Origin of the sequence: Stenotrophomonas sp. GD04054 (assembly GCF_029836955.1) — a bacterium.
Classification (GTDB): Bacteria; Pseudomonadota; Gammaproteobacteria; order Xanthomonadales; family Xanthomonadaceae; genus Stenotrophomonas; species Stenotrophomonas maltophilia_A.
Genome location: NZ_JAOECR010000001.1, coordinates 119,151 through 137,585, shown reverse-complemented (window position 1 = coordinate 137,585; position 18,435 = coordinate 119,151). Strand labels below are relative to the sequence as shown.

General features: G+C 62.9%; 12 protein-coding genes. 4 read left to right on the top strand and 8 right to left on the bottom strand.

Features of this window, described 5'->3' with window-relative positions; translation table 11 throughout:
* Window positions 1–8: 8 nt before the first annotated feature.
* Genes N7573_RS00630 through N7573_RS00615 form a run of 3 tightly spaced genes read left to right on the top strand, consistent with a single transcriptional unit; the run spans window position 9 to window position 6,015 of the window.
* Window positions 9–1,367, top strand: a complete 1,359-nt coding sequence (locus tag N7573_RS00630) for a TolC family protein (RefSeq protein WP_279911750.1) — start codon at window positions 9–11, stop codon at window positions 1,365–1,367.
* A complete protein-coding gene (locus N7573_RS00625; protein WP_046932607.1) occupies window positions 1,364–2,878 on the top strand; it encodes an efflux RND transporter periplasmic adaptor subunit in 1,515 nt (504 codons plus the stop codon). The genes N7573_RS00630 and N7573_RS00625 overlap by 4 nt, the downstream gene beginning before the upstream one ends.
* Window positions 2,875–6,015 (top strand): CusA/CzcA family heavy metal efflux RND transporter, encoded by a 3,141-nt coding sequence (locus N7573_RS00615; protein ID WP_046932604.1) that lies wholly within the window; start codon window positions 2,875–2,877, stop codon window positions 6,013–6,015. Before N7573_RS00625 ends, N7573_RS00615 begins: the two co-directional genes overlap by 4 nt.
* 104 nt (window positions 6,016–6,119) lie before the next feature.
* Here N7573_RS00615 and N7573_RS00610 read toward each other — a convergent pair whose 3' ends face one another.
* From N7573_RS00610 to N7573_RS00575, 8 genes are all read right to left on the bottom strand, one after another.
* A complete protein-coding gene (locus N7573_RS00610) occupies window positions 6,120–6,950 on the bottom strand; it encodes a DUF4198 domain-containing protein (RefSeq protein WP_046932602.1) in 831 nt (276 codons plus the stop codon).
* A 26-nt stretch (window positions 6,951–6,976) separates the two neighbouring features.
* Window positions 6,977–10,012 (bottom strand): TonB-dependent receptor, encoded by a 3,036-nt coding sequence (locus N7573_RS00605; RefSeq protein WP_080952948.1) that lies wholly within the window; start codon window positions 10,010–10,012, stop codon window positions 6,977–6,979.
* Window positions 10,013–10,110: 98 nt separating this feature from the next.
* Complete coding sequence (locus N7573_RS00600; protein ID WP_052756063.1) at window positions 10,111–11,052, bottom strand: FecR domain-containing protein; 942 nt, start codon at window positions 11,050–11,052, stop codon at window positions 10,111–10,113.
* On the bottom strand, window positions 11,049–11,645 hold the full coding sequence (locus N7573_RS00595) for a sigma-70 family RNA polymerase sigma factor (protein ID WP_200909222.1): 597 nt from the start codon (window positions 11,643–11,645) through the stop codon (window positions 11,049–11,051). The genes N7573_RS00600 and N7573_RS00595 overlap by 4 nt, the downstream gene beginning before the upstream one ends.
* A gap of 86 nt (window positions 11,646–11,731) precedes the next feature.
* Complete coding sequence (locus N7573_RS00590; RefSeq protein WP_046937801.1) at window positions 11,732–13,558, bottom strand: PepSY domain-containing protein; 1,827 nt, start codon at window positions 13,556–13,558, stop codon at window positions 11,732–11,734.
* Window positions 13,555–14,244, bottom strand: a complete 690-nt coding sequence (locus N7573_RS00585; protein ID WP_046932627.1) for a PepSY domain-containing protein — start codon at window positions 14,242–14,244, stop codon at window positions 13,555–13,557. The genes N7573_RS00590 and N7573_RS00585 overlap by 4 nt, the downstream gene beginning before the upstream one ends.
* Window positions 14,245–14,312: 68 nt before the next feature.
* Window positions 14,313–17,033, bottom strand: a complete 2,721-nt coding sequence (locus N7573_RS00580) for a TonB-dependent receptor (RefSeq protein ID WP_046934786.1) — start codon at window positions 17,031–17,033, stop codon at window positions 14,313–14,315.
* Window positions 17,034–17,150: 117 nt separating this feature from the next.
* A complete protein-coding gene (locus tag N7573_RS00575; RefSeq protein ID WP_046934787.1) occupies window positions 17,151–17,543 on the bottom strand; it encodes a CopL family metal-binding regulatory protein in 393 nt (130 codons plus the stop codon).
* 157 nt (window positions 17,544–17,700) lie between these two features.
* Between N7573_RS00575 and hutC the strand changes: the two genes are divergently transcribed.
* Window positions 17,701–18,426, top strand: coding sequence for a histidine utilization repressor (hutC, locus tag N7573_RS00570; protein WP_046934788.1), 726 nt, complete (start codon window positions 17,701–17,703; stop codon window positions 18,424–18,426).
* The last annotated feature ends 9 nt before the right edge of the window (window positions 18,427–18,435 follow it).

Genomic DNA, 18,435 nt, shown 5'->3' with positions numbered 1-18,435 from the left:
ATTGACCCGTGCTCGTGCTGCATGCGTTGCAGCGCGCTCGTTGTCGTTTGTCCGGAGGTCTTATGGAGATGTCTTTCTTCTTGCGTGCAAGGCGCAGGATGGCGTGTGGATTCGTGTTTGCCCTGGCCCTCAGTGGTCCTGTGGTGGCAGCACCGCCCGCAATCCCGATCAGCTACACAGAAGCCCTACAACGGGCGCTTGCTAACGCCCCTACCCTGCAGGTGCGCCGATCCCAGATCGATGCCAGTACCGAAGAAGCCGCGCGTGCTGGCGCGCTGCCCGACCCACGTTTGATCGTGGGGCTTGCGAACTGGCCCGTCAGCGGACCCGATGCCTTCAGCCTGCGGGCCGATGAGATGACTACCCAGCAAGTCGGTCTGATGCAGGAGTTTCCTGCGCGTGCGAAACGACGTGCCGAGCAAGCGCTGGCGCAAGCGACGCTGGCGCAAGCGCGCTCACTGTCGATGGCCGAACAGCAGATGGTGGTCCAAGCGACCGCGCAGGCCTGGATCGAGCTGTGGAGTACGCAGCAAGCCGTAGATGCGTTGGAAGGTTTGCGCGAGCCGGCGCGCATCGCCGAGCGTGCGGCGCGTGCTCGCTTGGCAGGCGGCACGGCCGGGGCTAGTGACGTGCTTGCCGCTCAGGCCGCCCTACTGCAGTTGGAAAATCGCCTGGACCAGGTACATGCGGAGCATGCTGCGGCGCAGGCCGGCCTGGTGCGGTGGTTGGGTGTGGCACCAGAGGCGATCTTGGCCAGTGGTACGGCGCCGGATTTTTCGCAGTTGCCATTGGAGCCCGCCCAACTGCTGGCCAAACTGGACCAGCACACGCCACTACTGGGCTGGGAAGCACGCCAGAGCTTAGCCCAGGCCCAGGTGGATGCGGCCGTGGCCGAAACCCGCCCGGATTGGAGTGTGGAACTCACCTACGGACGTCGCGAGCGCGCACCCGACGGCATGGCGCGCAGCAACATGCTCATGGTGGAAGTGGGCGTGGGTCTGCCGCTGTTCCAGAAGAACCGCCAAGCACGAGGCATCGCGGCGCGACGGGCCGAGCTGGAGGCGGTGTCGGCAGAGCGCGATGAGGCCCGGCGCATCCAAGCCGAGTCGGTACACCGCGCGATGGCGCGATGGCGCGGGTTAACCGGCCAGTTGGAGCGTCAGAACACGCAGAGCCTGCCTTTGGCGCGCGATCGTGCACGCACAGCGTTGGCTGCCTACGGCGCCGGTGCCGACCTGCAGCCGTGGCTGGAAGCGCGGCGCGATGAGATCGAACTGCAACTGGAGAACGCCCGCCTGCTGGGCGAACAGGGCCGTGCCTGGGCGGCACTGGCCTATCTGCTGCCCCATGAGGAGAACACGCCATGAGCCCGACCAAAACGCGTCTCACACAACTCGCCGTGGCCCTCGGGTTGCTCGCGCTCGGCTTTGCCGGCGGCTATGCCTGGATGACTCGAACCTCTGATACCACCCCGCCCACCGGCAAGAGCGGCGCAGATCAAGCACGCAAGGTGCTGTACTGGTACGACCCCATGGCGCCGGAGCAGCGATTCGACAAGCCGGGCAAATCTCCGTTCATGGATATGGAGTTGCTGCCCAAATACGCAGATGAGGCCATGGGGGGCGGAACGCAGATCGATCCGCGCCTGCAGCAGAACGTGGGCATACGCACTCAAGAAGTGGCGGTAGAGTCACTAGGAAGTGCCGTACGCGTGCCGGGCACGCTGACGTGGGATCTGACCCAGGAAACCGTGGTCAGTGCGCGCATGGAAGGCTTGATCACCCACGTGCAGGTAAAGGCGCCGTTTACCGAGGTTCGTCGTGGTCAAGCGCTGGCCACGGTGCAGGCCCCGGCATGGAACGCCGCCATCGCCGAAGCCCATGCGCTGAGCCAAGCTCAGTCCGCGAGCGCGCGTGAGCTACAGGGCGCCGCGCACCAACGGTTGCGTTCGTTGGGCGTTCCTTCTGGCGCCTCGGTCAGAAGTGGCGTCGTGCTTGGCGCAGACCACAATGGTGTCGTGACCGAGATCTTTGCACGCGAGGGGCAGACGGTGATGCCCGGTACGCCACTGTTCAAGATCAATGGGCTGGACACGCTGTGGCTGGAGGCCTCGGTGCCCCAGGCAGCGCTGGGCACCTTGCGACCGGGGTCCTCAGTGCAGGCCACGGTCAGTGCATGGCCGGCAGAGCGCTTTGCCGGACGGATACAGGCATTGCTTCCCCAGGTCGACATGGCTAGTCGCACGCAGCGGGCGCGAATTGTGCTGCGCAACCCGCAGCGTCGGCTGGTGCCGGGCATGTTCGCCGAGGTTCTGGTGCAGCCCGATGCCGAGCAGGCCCTGCCAGTCGTTCCCACGGAGGCGCTGATCGCCACTGGGCGGGACAGCCGGGTCATCGTGCAGGATCCGGACGGGAGCTTCCGGCCAGTGCGGGTGAGTGTCGGACGCAGCGTGCAAGGGCGCACGCAGATCGTGGCAGGCTTGGCCGGTGGTGAACGCGTGGTGGTTTCCGGTCAGTTCCTGCTCGACTCTGAAGCCAGTCTCTCCGGTGCGTTGGAACGCCTGGGCGCTGCACAACCGACAAGCCCTGCCAGCGCATCAGGTGTACACGAGCGCCATGACGCCGGGCACGACGCACGCACTGTCGTGCCGTCACCGTCCAGACAGCCTGCGCCTGTCGCGCCAGAGATCTCTACCTCCACGCCGCCGCGCTGCCCGGTGCAGTACTGGTATGACCCGATGGTGCCGGAGAAGCATTTCGACAAGCCGGGCAAGTCACCGTTCATGGATATGCTGTTGGTACCCAAGTTTGGCCCCGCCGCAGCCGCCGATTGCCGGGCAAGCGAGGTCATGCCCGAAGCGATGGAGGGCACGCCATGATCGCGCGCCTGATCCATGCTTGCATCGCCAATCGCGTGCTGGTGCTGGTTGCCGCCGCGCTGCTGGCGGTGGTCGGCATCTGGTCGGTAAAGAACACGCCGCTGGATGCGCTGCCGGACCTGTCCGATACCCAAGTCATCATCCGCACGCAATGGGCGGGGCAAACTCCGCGCATCATCGAAGATCAGGTCACCTACCCGTTGGCCACCACGATGTTGTCCGTGCCGGGCGTGAAGGCGGTACGCGGCTTCTCCTTCTTCGGTGATTCGTTCGTCTACATCCTGTTTGACGATGCCACTGATCTTTACTGGGCACGCTCTCGAGTGCTCGAGTACTTGAGCCAGGTGCGCGATCGACTTCCGCCGAACGTGAATCCGGCGCTGGGTCCTGATGCGACAGGACTCGGCTGGATCTACCAGTACGCCTTGGTGGATCGGACCGGTCAACGTGATGTGGGGCAGCTGCGTGCGTTGCAGGACTGGTTTCTTCGTTATGAGCTAAAAACCGTGCCGGACGTGGCTGAGGTAGCCAGTGTGGGCGGTGCGGTGCGCGCCTGGCAGATCCAGCCCGATCCGCAGGCGTTGGCGGCCCGTGGACTCACGGTGGCTGAGCTCATCGAGGCGGTGGATGCGGCCAACGGCGCTACCGGGGGCTCGGTGATCGAACAAGGCGAAGCCGAACTGATGGTGCGTAGCGAAGGCTACCTGCGCACACAGGAGGCGTTCGAACAGGTGCCGGTAACCGGCAACGACGGCATCCCCGTCTTGCTCGGCGAGGTGGCCACGATCAGTCGGGGGCCGGTCTTCCGTCGTGGTATCGCAGAGTTGGATGGTCAAGGTGAGGTGGCCGGCGGCGTGATCGTCCTGCGCACCGGCAAGGATGCCTTGGGGGCCATCCGGAACGTCAAAGCGCGACTACAGGCGTTGCAATCCAGCTTGCCCGAGGGCGTGGAAGTGGTCCCGGTGTACGACCGCTCCGAGCTGATCCAGGATGCAGTGCGCAACCTCACCCATAAGCTTGGCGAGGAGTTCCTGGTCGTAGCGCTGGTATGCCTGCTGTTCCTGTGGCACCTACGCTCGGCGTTGGTGGCCGTCATCACCCTGCCCTTGGGTATCCTGGCGGCCTTCATCGTGATGCACGCCCAGGGAATCTCCGCCAACTTGCTGTCGTTAGGCGGCATCGCCATCGCCATTGGTGCGATGGTCGATGCAGCGGTGGTGATGATCGAAAATGCACACAAGCACCTGGAGCACTGGCGCGAAGCGCACGGCCGGGAACCCCACGGTGAGGAGCGCTGGCAGTTGATGGCCCGCTCGGCGGCCGAGGTCGGACCGGCCCTGTTCGCCAGCTTGCTGGTCATCACTCTATCCTTCGTGCCGGTTTTTGCCCTGCAGGCGCAGGAAGGGCGATTGTTCTCGCCCCTGGCCTACACCAAGACCTACGCGATGGCCGCCGCAGCAGGGTTGTCGGTGACCTTGATCCCCGTGCTGATGGGCTACCTGATCCGCGGCCGCATCCGCCCGGAACAGCAGAACCCCATCAATCGCATCCTGATCGCCGGCTACCGGCCCATCCTGCTGTGGGTCCTCAAACATCCCGGTGTCACCTTGCTGCTCAGCGGCCTGCTGCTGGTGCTCACCTTGATCCCCTTCAGCCGGCTGGGCAGTGAGTTCATGCCGCCCTTGGAAGAAGGCAGCCTGTTGTACATGCCCACAGCGCTGCCAGGCCTGTCAGCTGACAAGGCGCGCCAGTTGCTTCAGCTCTCAGGACGGATGATCAAAACCGTACCGGAGGTCGAGCACGTGTTCGGCAAGGCGGGCCGTGCCGAAAGTGCGACCGATCCGGCACCTATCGAAATGTTTGAGACCACCGTGACCTTCAAGCCGCGGGATCAATGGCGCCCGGGCATGACCCCTCAGAAGCTACGCCAGGAATTGGATGCCGCGGTCAAGATTCCCGGTCTGACCAATCTATGGGTACCGCCCATTCGCAATCGCATCGATATGTTGGCCACCGGCATCAAAAGCCCGATTGGGATCAAGGTCTCCGGACCGGATGTGGAGCAGATCGAACGCCTGAGCCAGCAGATCGAGCAGGTGGCCAAGACTGTGCCCGGCGTGAGTTCGGCACTGGCCGAACGCGTCACCGGCGGGCGCTATGTCGATGTACAGGTGCGCCCGGAGATCGCTGCACGTTATGGATTCACGCAAGGCCAACTCCAGCAACTGATTGCCACGGTCGTTGGCGGTGATCCAATCGGGGAAACGATCGAGGGGCGCGAGCGCTATCCCATCGTCTTACGCTACCCCCGTGGCCAGCGTGACTCGTTGCAGGCCTTGCAGGATCTGCCGCTGATCGCGCCAGGCGGTGTGCAACTGACCTTGAGCCAGGTGGCGGAGCTGTCGGTCAGCCCAGGCCCGCCGATGCTCAAGAGCGATAACGGCCGGTTGGTGGGCTATATCTACGTGGATGTGGCCGATCGCGACCTGGGATCGGTGGTCCAGGACCTGCAAGCCGCGGTGCAGTCCCAGGTGAGCTTGCCTGCCGGCTATGGGGTGGCCTGGTCAGGGCAGTACGAGTACCTGCAACGGGCATTGGCACGCCTGCAGTGGGTGGTGCCCGCGGCGTTGGCGATCATCTTCCTGGTCATCTGGATGGTGTTCCGCAGGCTCAGCGATGTATCCATCATCCTGCTCAGCTTGCCCTTGGCATTGGTGGGCGGTTTCTGGTTGATCTGGGGGCTGGGCCATGCGATTTCGGTGGCCAGCATGATCGGATTCATCGCCCTGGGCGGCGTTGCCGCTGAGTTCGGCGTCATCATGCTGCTGTACCTGCGCCATGCCTGGGAGCAGCGCTTGGCCAGCGGTGCGCCGGAAGATGTGTCGACTCTGCAAGAAGCTATCTACGAAGGTGCCGTGCAGCGCGTACGCCCCAAGGCGATGACGGTGGCCGTCATCCTGGCCGGCTTGTTTCCGCTGTTCATCGGTGCCGGTGCCGGTTCGGAGGTCATGCAACGTATCGCCGCGCCGATGCTGGGTGGCATGCTCACCGCACCGGTGCTCTCCATGGTGGTGATTCCCGCAGCGTTCTATCTGGTGCGGCGACGTGGACTGCGCGCGGCGCGGGGCGACCAATGAGAGACAGACTGAGCACTTGAGGTGCGTCCCCACAAAAAGACGCCAGTCATGGAAGAAGTCATGACTGGCGTCAAAGGGGAGAGTACCGCCTACGTGCTTACTTATCAGTGCCCGGCGTGCGGGGAAATATCAAAGCTCAGCGACGCCCGATCCGACACAAAATCCAAGCTCTTTTGTGTAGAGGGCACCATGTGATTGGTGTGGATGTACCAGGTCTTGGCGGAGGTCACCTTGAAACTGGCTTGGCCTTGGGCATCGGTACGCAGCAGCGTGGCGCTACCGTGCCCGCCCTTGACCGGTGCGTCAGCGCGATGGCCGACGTACACGCGCAGGTTGGGCACTGGCGTGCCCTGCTGCAGTACCTGGAACGACAGCTGTTCGCCGACCTTCACGCTTCCAGGATTGCGGGCCAGGCGGATCTCCAACGGATAGCCCAGCGAGGCGGCGAAGTCGTCAGTCAGTTTCGTGCCTACTTGTCCAATGGCGCGGGCATGCTTGGTATAGCTGTAGGTGACCCCGTTGGGGAACTTGCTCGCATCATAGGTGGCCAAGGTATCGGGCAAGTCTTCCAACTCCAGGTACTTGCCGAACTCGCTGGCCGTACGGGTGCTGGTGGAAGCCATCGTCGAGACCCCTAGCAGATAGGTGCCCTCGCCCGCCGGATGCACGGTGAGCTGGCTTTGCTTGCCGACCTCTTTCCAACTGGCCAAGTCCGGGGCCGCCTTGGCGCCACCCTGGCTCAGCGAAACGTTCTGTAGACGCGCCCGGGTGACTGCGCCAGCACTTTCATCGAAGGTGCCGTTGTTGACCAGGGCGGTGTTCGCCTCGCCCGCTGCGGTGCCGGGCTTGGAGAAAGCGACAAACAGGTCGTGCGCGCCGGCGCTACCGGCCACCGCGAATAGCAGTAGTGCGGCAGATAGTTGCGTGTTTCTCATGATGTGTAGCTCCTTGGGATCGTGACTTACCAGTGGTAACCAAAGCGGACATTCCAGCGACGACCCAGCAAGTCGTACGTCATGGTGTCGGTGTTGGCGTTGGGGTTGTTCTGCACGAACGGCGCCTTTTTATCGAACACGTTCTCAACGCCGGCCGAGATGTCCCATTTCTTCTTGATGCCGTAGCTCAGTTGCAGGTTGTGGTACACCACGCTGGACACATGCGAGCCGATCGTGCCGGGCACGGCGATGATGTCGTCCGCACTGCCGATGTACTGCGCCGAATAGACGCCAGTCCAACGGTTCTTGCCCATGCGCAGTGAGCCCAAGCCACGCCACTGGGTGTAGCTACCCAAGCCGCTGGTGATCTTGCCGGCGTACTCAATGGTGGTGGCACCGGCGAAGGGAGTGACGTCGTAGCGCTCAAGATACGAGGCATCCAGACTCGCGCTTGCCTGCCAGCCGGCCACATCGAATTGATACAGCACACCGATATCCACGCCTTCGGATTCCTCGCTGGCCGCATTGACCTGCTGGGACGAGAGGTAGTTGACCTCACCGGTGACCGGATCACGAGTGAAGTTGGCCGGTGAGCAGAACGGATGGGCCAAGTTCGGCGTGGTGTAGCACGCACGCAGCTTGACCGAGCCTTCAATGCTACGGATCGCATTCTCGATGCGGATACGGTAGTAATCGGCCGTGAGCGTCAGCCCCGGCGCAAAGCCTGGGGTCCACACAAAGCCTGCCGTGAAGGTCCGCGCATCTTCAGGCTTGAGGTCGGGATTGCCGCCGGTCGTGGTGAGGATGGTGTTGCCCAACTGACGAAAGTTGGTGGGCACCCCGGCGGCCTGGCAGTTGGCCCGAATCACCGAGTCCGCGGGCAAGGTGCTCCAGTTGCTGCACGGATCCAGGGTGGTCAGGCTGCCTTGGCCGATGCCGCCAAACAACTCCGGGATGCTGGGGATACGAAAAGCCGTCGCGTAGTTGAGACGAATCTTCAGCGGTTCGGCCACCTGCCAATCCAGCCCCACCTTGTAGTTGGTGTCGCTGCCGAACAGGTCGTAGTCGGAATAGCGGCCGGCCAGGTTCAGGGTCGCGTAGTCCACCAACGGGACGTCCTGCAGCAGCGGGACGGCAAACTCGACAAAGGCTTCCTTGGCCGAGTACTCACCTTCGATCGGATCCTGACGCACGATGTTGGCGCTGCCGTTGACTACCAGCGGATCTGGGTACAGCCATCCCCGTTCCTTGCGAAACTCAACGCCCGAAGCGAAGGCGACGCTACCGGCGGGCAAATCGAACAGGGCGCCGGAAATGGTGCCGCTAAAGCCCTGCTGGCTGTTGCCACCGGAGCCGCGCTGGGTAAACAGGATGTAATCCAGCACTTCGGGCGTCAGGTTGCCGTAGCCCAAGTAGTTGCCGCACGGAATAGCCGCCCCTGGTGTGTTGCTGCACAGGCTGGTGTTGAGAGTGTTCTCTACCCGATCCAGGTTGGCGATATTGGTCGAGCTGTCCGTAGCAGAGTTGCGGCCCCAGTTCATCGCGACATTCCACGCCCAGTTATCGCCCCACTGCCCCTCCAAACCAAGCACGGTGCGAAACGTATCGACCTCCTGCTCGGTGATGCGCGCCCCGGCTTCTTCCAGACGCCGACGTTCCAGGGTCAGGTTCTGGCCGGTGGGATTGGTGGGATTAGTGGCGGCGATCCGGATGGTGCGATACACCCCCAGGGTATTGGGTGAGGCACGCTGATTGGACTGGCGATTGGTCGCCATCAGTTCCGTGAACAGACGGGTGTTCTCGGTCAGGTCGAACTGACCAAAGCCACTCAAGCCCACTCGCTTGATCGGGCTGACCGCATTGAGCAACAAGTTGTAGTTGTAATTGTGCTTGGCCGGATCATAGAGCTCGTAGGAGCGTGGATCCCCGTTGGGGTCCTGGTTGAAGTTGACCACGCGACCATCGGCCAGTCGGGCTCGCCCACCGATGGTGGACGAGTTGCCCACGCACTGCAGGGTGCCGGCCACCACACCCAACGGACACGGTGCCCGCGACGCCATGGTGATCGTGCCGCTTTCGGCATAGGTCAGGGCGCCAGACATTGAGCTGCGCTCGCCGGTGGTACCGAAGGCCAGGTTGAAGGAGCCGATCTCGCCATCGCCCTGGAAAGTCTGACCATAGCGGGTGGATAGCTCCACGCCATCCATTTCCTTGCGCGTGATGATGTTCACCACGCCGGCCACGGCATCGGCGCCGTAGATCGCCGATGCGCCGTCCTTCAGGATCTCGATGCGATCAACCAGGGCCAAGGGCACCACGTTCAGATCCACCGAATTGTTGGCGCCGGTACCACCGTTGACCACGCGTCGGCCGTTGAGCAGTACCAAGGTGCGGTTGACGCCCAAGCCACGCAGGTTGATCTGGGTGGTGCCGTTACCGTTACCCGTCCAGAAGTTGTTGGATTGCGAGCCGGCTGCACCGGCCGATGCAGGCAAGCGCTGCAGCAGCGTCTCGACCGAGACGGCACCGGAGCTTTGGATGGTCTCGGCATCAATGACCGTGGTGGGGCCCACACCGGACATCTGGGCGCGTTTGATGTGACTGCCGGTCACCTGGACCGCATCAAAGGTGGTGGGTGAAGCGGCCGACGGCGTTGAGGCGTCGGCGCCGCCGGAGAGGGAGGCGCTGTAGGCATCGGGACCGGCTTGCCCTACACCGGAGGTCGGTGCGTTGCGCGTAGGCGTCGGCGTGTTGGCACCTTCTCGCACGATCGCCAGCGCGCCGCTTTGATCGCGCTTGACCGTCAGTCCGGTTCCGGCGAGCAGGCGGTTCAGCGCTGCATCTTGGGACATGTCCCCACGCGCGCCTGCGGTGCGTCGATCACGAACGTCTTCGCTCAAGTAGACCAGGCGAACGCCCGATTGCCGGGCATAGGCTTCCAGCGCGACTTTCAGATCCCCTTCGGGAATATCAAAACTGCTCGTTTGTGCAGCGGCGGAGGCCGCGATGACCAGACCACACATGACAGCCAACGCTGTCCTCGCCACTTTCGTACGTGCCATGCATTTTCCCCAGGTCGGCGCGAATCGGCCTGATATCTGTGACGAGAGGACGGCACGCTTCCGGTATGAAATATTTCAGATTGATGTCTGCTGGCGTCTCAGTGCGGTTGGGACACGCGAATCTGATCACCCTGCGTCTCCACGCGCAGGTTGAAGCCGGTGGCCAACAGACGTGCGAAGGCATCCACACCTGTGGCATCGAAACTGCCGCCCACACGCATGTGGGCCGTTTCCGGATCCATCAGTACCAACTGCTTATCGTTGTAGCGATTGAACTGGGCCGCCACATCCGCCAACGTGGTTTGATCGAACTCCAGGGTGCCATGGCGCCAGCTCAAGGACCGGCGCACCTTGTCCTGAGCGTTGACTGCCACCAGCGTGCCCGCCGGCTTGCTATACAGCAGCCCCCCGCCCTGCACGATCACCGGCGGCCGTCCCGGTTTGGCCACCAGCGGCTCAACGCGCACCTTGCCTTCCAGCACGGCCACTTCCAGGCGTTCGCGTTCCTGCCTGACCGAGAACTTTGTTCCCAGTACCACGACACGATGCTCGCCGGCGTGGATGACGAACGGGTGCGCCGGATCGGGCTTCACATCAAAAAATGCCTCGCCCTTGTCCAGCCACACGTGGCGCAGCGAGGGGTCCACCTGCGCCCGCAGCTGCGTGTGCGTGTTGAGCTCCAGGCGGGAACCGTCCGACAGGGCGATCACCTCCCGGCCGCCAACCTCGGTGCTGTAGCGCGTGCCAGGGCCCCACCCCGTGAGGGTGAACAGCACCGCCAGCATGGCAACGCTCGCGGCAATGGCCCAGCGCATCGGCGCTCGCCAACGGTGTATGCGTGGCGGCTGCACGGCGCGTACCGCCGCCAACCGGTCTGCGCGCGTCCACACCGACTTCAAACGAAGCCAGGCCACACGATGGGCGGTGTCCTGTTCCAGCCAGGCTTGCAGCTGGATCTGGTCCTGTGCAGTCCATTGTGGGGACTCGGCACGGTTGATCCATTGCGCCGCGACCTGTTCGATGTCCTTGTGTGGGCTCATGGCTGCGAACGTTCCTTGTTGAAGCGCCGTGACGGACGCTGGATCTTGCCGGTACCGCCGAGCATGAAGTCGGCCAAGGCCCGCATACCCAACAGGGTCTGACGCTCCACCGTATCTTCGGCGATCCCCAATCGTCCAGCCACTTCGCGCTGGGATAGACCGTAGATCTTGCGAAGCTCCACGATCTGTCGACATTTGTGGGGCAGTTTCTGCAAGCCTTGCTGCAAGCGGCGCAGTTCATCACGGGCGCCTAAGTGTCGCTCCGGCGTGACCTCATCGCTTTGCATGACCGCCTGCTCCACATCGGCCATCGCTTCGATGGAGACAATACGAGAGCGGCGAATGCGATCGATGAGCAAGTTGCGTACGGTGGTCATGACAAAGGGCTTGGTCTGCGCGGGCAAGCCCCGTCGCGCGGCTTCGTAGATGCGTGCGTAAGCCTCCTGCCGAAGATCAGGAATCTCGCTGTCCTCATGTCCATGCCGGCGCAGGAAGGCATGTATCAAGCCTTCCAGGGGCAGGACATGGGATATGAACCACTCATCCAGCGCCGTGGTCACCGGGGTACTCGCTGATTCATCAGGCAGGCTCAAGCACGTCCATTCACTGGGACGAGCGCGGTCAGGAAATCCGGTACGCCGCAAGACCCGCCGGCCTGCTCGGCCGGCGGGCGTTGGGATCAGATCTTGAAATCGTCGTACGCCACCTGGCTGTCGGGTACACCCAGCCGGGTCAGCAGCTCGCGTGTGGCCTTAAGCATGGCCGGCGGTCCGCACAGGTAGAACTCGCAATCGGCCAAGGCCTGGTGGGCCTTGAGCAGGCGGTCATGCGCTACCTCATGCACCAGGCCCCGCAATAGCGCGTCGTCGTTCTGCGCTTCATCCGACAGCACCAAGTGCCAGCTGAAGTTCTCGTGCTGCTGGGCCAGGCGCTCCATCTCCTCGATGTAGGGCGCTTCCTTGAGACTGCGCGCGCCATACCAGAAGTGGATCCGCTCACCGCCCTGCCCCGCCAACAGCGTCCGAATCATCGCGCGCAGCGGGGCCATGCCAGCGCCGCCGCCGATGAACACTTTCTCCCGTCCGTGAGGCTTGAGCGCAAAGTCGCCGAAGGGGCCGCTGAAGCAGACCCGATCCCCGGGCGAGAGCGTGTACAGGTAGGTTGAGCCCCTGCCAGGAGGATGGCGTTTCTTGTCCGATCGTCCAGGACTGAAGCGGGCCAGCAAGGTCAGTCGCCCCTGTGCCTGATCGACAGGCAAGGCGAGCGAATACGCCCGACGGACCGGTTCGCGGTTGACCAACTTCTCGGGCAGGTCCACGCCCGCCCACTCCTGATGGTGGTGCTCGGGCCGCACGAGCTTGTTCACCGGTACCTCGTAGTTGGGCACATGCACCTGCAAGTAAGCGCCAGGTTGATATTCCGGACCGGGGGCCTCGTCGGGCTTGAGCACGATCTCGCGCAGGAACGGCGTCACTGCCGTGACCTGCTCCACGGTGGCGCCATACTCGGTCCACAGGCTGGCCCCGCCAGCCACCTCGACATCGGTGTCTTCCGTCACGGCCAGATTGCAGGCCAGGCGATAGCCCATCTTGACCTTGCTGGCGCCCAGGTGGGCGCGATCGGCCGCGGTGGCTTTGGGTGCCGCGCCGCGGAAGCGCACCTCGCACAGGCCACAGCTCTGCCCTCCTCCGCAGTTGGACGGCAGTTGCACGCCTTCGCGCGCCAGCGAGACGTAGACGTTGTCGCCTGCCGACGCCCGGACGGTACGCAGCCGTGTCCCATCCGGACCGAATACCGACAACTCGCGGGCCGGACGCCAGCGGCGCGGCACGAACTCGCTCCAATGGAAGCTGGCAAACAGCAGCCAGATACCGGTCAGGGCCAACCACAGACCGCCGATCGCGGCGGTGACCACCAACGGGTTGTTGAAGTTCTTGCGCCCGGTGTAGTCCATGATGTGCAACATCCAGAACACATCGAACAGGCGCCAGGTCTTGTTGCGGTGGTAAAGCACCTCGCCCGTCTGGGCAGACAGGTACACCGTGGTGTCCTGGCCATCGTCGGTATCCACGCGCCACAGTCGGCCTTCGTGATCGCGTACCTCACCACTCCACTCCAACAGGCGCGGTGCTTTCAACGTGCCAGGGCCGGTATAGGAGGCTTGCGCCAGGCGTGTGGCCCAGGCCGCGTCCAAGGCAATGGGTTGGCCGGACACGGCGTTGGCCAAGGTAATGCCCTGGGCATCGGCCAACTGATAGACCGGGGTATCCAGCAACCAGCCCGAACTGACGCGACTGATCTTCTTGTTTCCACCCAGGAAACTGGCCGGCGAGCGGGCATTGGCAGGCCACTCATGGGCCGCATGCTCGTGAGCCTGGAACTCATGGCCCTGCACCTGGTCATGGTCCAGCCAGCTCATCATCACGCCACTGGCCATCCAAAGCAGCAACTGCAGGCCGATGATCAAGCCGACCCATTTGTGCAGCGTTCTCATCCAGGGCGTCATGCTGCGGCCCTCCTGCGAAAGCTGTAGAACAGCAACCAGGCACCGCTGAGCACGAACACCAAGCCAACCGCCGAGGCCACGCGCAACAAGGTGTTGTTGACGTCCGAACGGGCCTCGTAGTCCATGATGTGGAACATCCACAGGAAATCAAACCAGCGCCACAGGCTGTGCCGCCGCGCCAGTAACTCGCCGCTGTAGGGCGAGAAATACAGGGTAGTTTCACCGGCATCGGCGTAGTGCACCGCCCACATGGGAACCGGGCGGGTGGCCACTTCTTGCGGCGCCTGGGTAACCCACTCGACCCGAGCTACGGGTGCCTGGCCCTGATAGACGTCTTTTGCCAAGGCGATCGCCATCTGCTGATCACCTGGGGAGAGCACCTCCCCCGTCGTAGCGTCCAGCAGGTACACCAGATCGCGGGCGTGAATCTCGTAGACATCCCGCTCAAGCAGTCGCTTGAGCTTGACCTGCGTCATGCCCGGATAGCGCCGCTGCAGTTCCTCACCGGACAAGTGAGTGGGTGCCACCAGCGGCTGCTGATGGGCATGGGCCAAGTGATCGCCATGGATGATGTCCAGGGAGATGACCGTCATGTACACGCCACTGATCATCCACAGCAGCGCTTGCACGCCAATGATCAGGCCAATCCATTTGTGGGCCTTGCGTGCCCAGAAAGCCGATTTCATAGTGATCTCGTTCGACAAGAGGACAACGCCTGCTCCCGTCACCAGGACGGGAGCAGGCCAAGCAGGTCTTACCAGTGGTATCCCACGCGGGCATACCAACGACGACCCAGCAGGTCATACGTCATCGTGTCGGTATTGGCGTCGGTGTAGCTCTGGATAAACGGGGCTTTCTTGTCGTACAGGTTGTCGATGCCGAAGGACACATCGAAGGTCTTGTTCGGTGCGTACTTGAGCTGGACATTGTGGTAGGTCACGCTGGGTGCGTGATCACCAATGTCGCCGGGGCTGGCATTGATGTCATCGGCCTTGCCGATGTACTGCAAGCTGTAAGAACCGGACCAGGCTTCGCGTTCCATCGTCAGCGAGGTCAAGGCGCGCCAGTGAGTAAAGCTGCCACGGCCACCGGTGATCTTGCCGGCGTACTCGATCACATCCGCGCCCGGGAACGGCCGCACGTCGTACTGGTCCAGATAGGACACATCCACGCTCAAGGTCGAATCGAACCCAGCAACCGCGAACTCGTACAGACCACCCAGGTCGATGCCCCGTACCCGTTCGTTGGCCGCATTGACCGGCTGGGACGACAGGAAGTCCACTTCACCGGTGATCGGATTGCGGGTGAAGTTGTCATTGCCGCAGAACGGATGCGCCAAGCCCGGGGTGTTGTAGCAGATCGACAGCTTGGTTGAGCCATCGATACGCTGGATCGCGTTGTCGATCTTGATGTTGAAGTAGTCCACCGTCAGCGTCAGTCCCGGCAAGAAGCTCGGCGTCCAGACCGCACCCACGGTCAGGGACTTGGCATCTTCCGGCTCCAGGTCAGGATTGCCGCCGGAGGTGGTCAGGATCGTGTTGCCCGGCTGTACGTAACCTGCCGGCACGCCGTACGCCTGACAGTTCTGACGCACTACCGAATCAGCCGGCAAGCTGCTCCAGCCGCTACAGGGATCGGTCGTGGTCAGGTTGCCCTCGGCTACGCCACCAAACAATTCGGGGATGTTGGGGATACGGAAAGCCGTGGCGTAGTTGGCGCGCACCTTCAAGGACGGCACGATCTGCCAATCCAGGCCCACCTTGTAATTCACGTCTTCGCCGAACAGGTCATAGTCGGAATAGCGCACGGCGGCATTGAGCGTCAGGCTCTCGGCGATCACGCTGTCCTGAAGCAGCGGCACGGCAAACTCGGCGAAGGCTTCCTTGGCCGTGTACTCACCGGCGATCGGATCCTGTTGGTTCGTGTTGGCAATGCCCAGTACCGTCAGCGGATCGGGATCGCGCCAACCACGCTCCTTGCGAACCTCGATGCCAGAGGCAAAGCCCACCCAACCGGCCGGCATCTCGAATAGCTGGCCGCTGATGTTGGCGGTGAAGCTCTTCTGGTCGTTGCCGCCGTTGTCGCGCGTCCTGAACAGGATGTAGTTGAGCACCTCGGGGGTCAGGTCGCCGTAGCCGAGATAGTCACCGCAGGGGATCGCCGCGCCGGGCGTGTTGCTGCACAGCGCGGTGTTGAGCGTGTCATCCACCCGGTCCAGGTTCGCCACATTGGTCGAGCCATCCACACCAGTGTTGCGGCCCCAATTCAGCGCGGCCGACCAGTCCCAGTTCATGCCCAACTGGCCTTCAATGCCCGCGACCACGCGGAAGGTATTGGTTTCCTGGAAGAACTCGCGTGGGCCGGCCTCTTCCAGACGGCGGCGCTGCAGCAGCAGGTCTTGGCCGGTCGGGTTGGTCGGGTGGCCGGCCGCAATATTGATCGGTCGATAGACACCCAGGCTGCCGGGCGTGGCCAACTGGTCGGACTGGCGGTTGGTGAACATCAACTCGGTGAACACGCGCGTGGTTTCATTCACAGTGCTGTCGCCGAACAGGCTGAAGCTCAAACGCTTGATCGGATTGACGGCATTGAGATAGGGATTGCCGTTGTAGTTATGCTTGGCCGCCGAATACGGTTCATAGAAGTCCCCGTCACCATTGGGATCCTGGTTGAAGTTCACGCGCGAGCCGTCGGCTAGCAATGCGCGCCCACCGATGGTGGCCGAGCTGCCCACACATTCGAGTTGCCCGTCGACCTCACCCAAGCCGCACGGTGCGCGTGAGGCCATGTTGACCGCGCCGGTCTCCGAGTAGTTGATGCCGGCCATCAACGAACCGCGGTCTGACGTAATACCCCAGGCGAAATCGAACGACTTTTCTTCGCCATCACTTTCGAAGGTCTGTCCGTACCGCACCGCCGCCTCGGCACCGTCGTAGTTCTTCTTGGTGATGATGTTCACCACACCCGCCACGGCATCGGCACCGTAGATGGCTGAGGCACCGTCCTTGAGGACCTCGATCCGCTCGATCAGCGCTACGGGGATGATGTTCAGGTCCACCGAGCTGTTGGCACCGGTGCCGCCATTGACCACACGACGACCATTGAGCAGAACCAGCGTGCGGTTAATGCCCAAGCCGCGCAGATTGACCTGGGTAGTGCCGTAGCCGTTCTCGGCCCAGTAGGCATTGGACTGGCTGCCGGCAAAACCGGCCGAGGCCGGCAGGCGCTGCAGCAGCGTCTCCACTGAAGTGGCGCCGGAGCGCTCGATGGCTTCGGCATCCACGACGCTGACCGGGCCGACGCCGGAAATCTGGAGCCGCTTGATGTGACTGCCGGTGACCTGGACGGTGTCCAGCGTCTTGGCCGACTCGCTCGTGGCGCCCTGTTCAGCCTGCTGAGCCAGAGCCACCGTGGAAAAACCGGCGCACAGAAGGGCACCGACGGATACCGCCAAAGGATTGCGCTTGAAGTACATGGGTTCTCTCTCCCCCGAAGGGCAATGCATGCGTATGACCCTGGTGCCCCAGACGTGGGGGCCTATGCGACATCAGGGCGTGCGTAGACGTCGCCAATCAATGGCGACCAAGCAGCATTAGCCGATGGGAGGTCGGAACAGCCGGGATACCTGTCGTCGCAGCGGCGGCAACTCAGGCGTAGGTAGGTAGGTGCTCGTCAGGGCGTGCTGGGCGGCAAAGATGACCGGCACACGCCCGGCGAAGAAGGTGAGCACACAGCTGCAGTCGCAGGAGGTGGTGCTGCAGTCGCACTGATGATCGTTCTGATCACCCTGCCCGGCTCGCTTGCCACCGGGAAGAATTTTGTTGCAATCGTTACTAATCTTGGCGCGTTCATTGACACGCGCGCCGCCATGCACCGAGTGGGTGCCATTCACCGCACCTGGGGGAGGAATATGCCGCACGGCCATCCGCGTGGTGGCCTGCGCGCTCAGGATCCCATCCGCGCAGAGCACGAGGATCAGGAACATACGCAGTAGCACGCGAAGCGAAGGCATGAGCGTGTGGCGAACCCGCAGGTTGTCTATACCACAGCAATAGCACGAGGAAATTCTTAGTGTCAACTGCTTGTGCAGTACAGCATCGAAAGTGGTTGGACTGGTTGTATAGACATGTAATGCTTGGGCCATGGACGAACCCAAGCCGCACTACCAGAAGCTCAAGCACTTCATCCTGCGTCACATCACCAACGGCGACTGGCCCGCGCGCAGTCGCGTCCCCAGCGAGAACGAACTGACGGCCAAGTTCGGCTTGTCTCGCATGACAGTGAATCGAGCGCTGCGCGAGTTGACCGATGCCGGCGTACTAACCCGGGTGCAAGGTGTCGGCACGTTCGTCGCCGGCCCCAAGGCCGAATCGGCGATGTTCGAGGTGCGCAATATTCGCGACGAGATTCAGTCACGCGGCCAGACACACTCGGTCCAAGTGCTGATCTGCGAGACGGTCGAGGCGCGCTCCAGTGTGACGACCAACTTCGGCCTGACGCCGGGCACGGAGCTGTTCCACAGTCGCCTGCTCCACCACAGCGATGACAAGCCGGTGCAGTTGGAGGATCGCTTTGTGCAACCCAGCGTGGCGCCGGATTACCTGGACATCGATTTCCACACCGAGATTCCGCATCAGTACTTGATGCGCGTTGCGCCGCTGGAGCGCGCCGAACATGTGATTGAAGCCGAGACGGCCAGCAAGCGTCTGGCTGCGCAACTGAAGATCAACGAAGGCGATCCGTTGCTGGTGCTGACCCGACGTACGTGGTCGCGCGGACAGGTGGCCAGCTTTGTGCGGTTGATTCACCCGGCATCTCGTTACCGCTTTGTGGGCACCTTCCAGGTTGGCGCCCCCCTGACCCCTTGAGGATTTGAT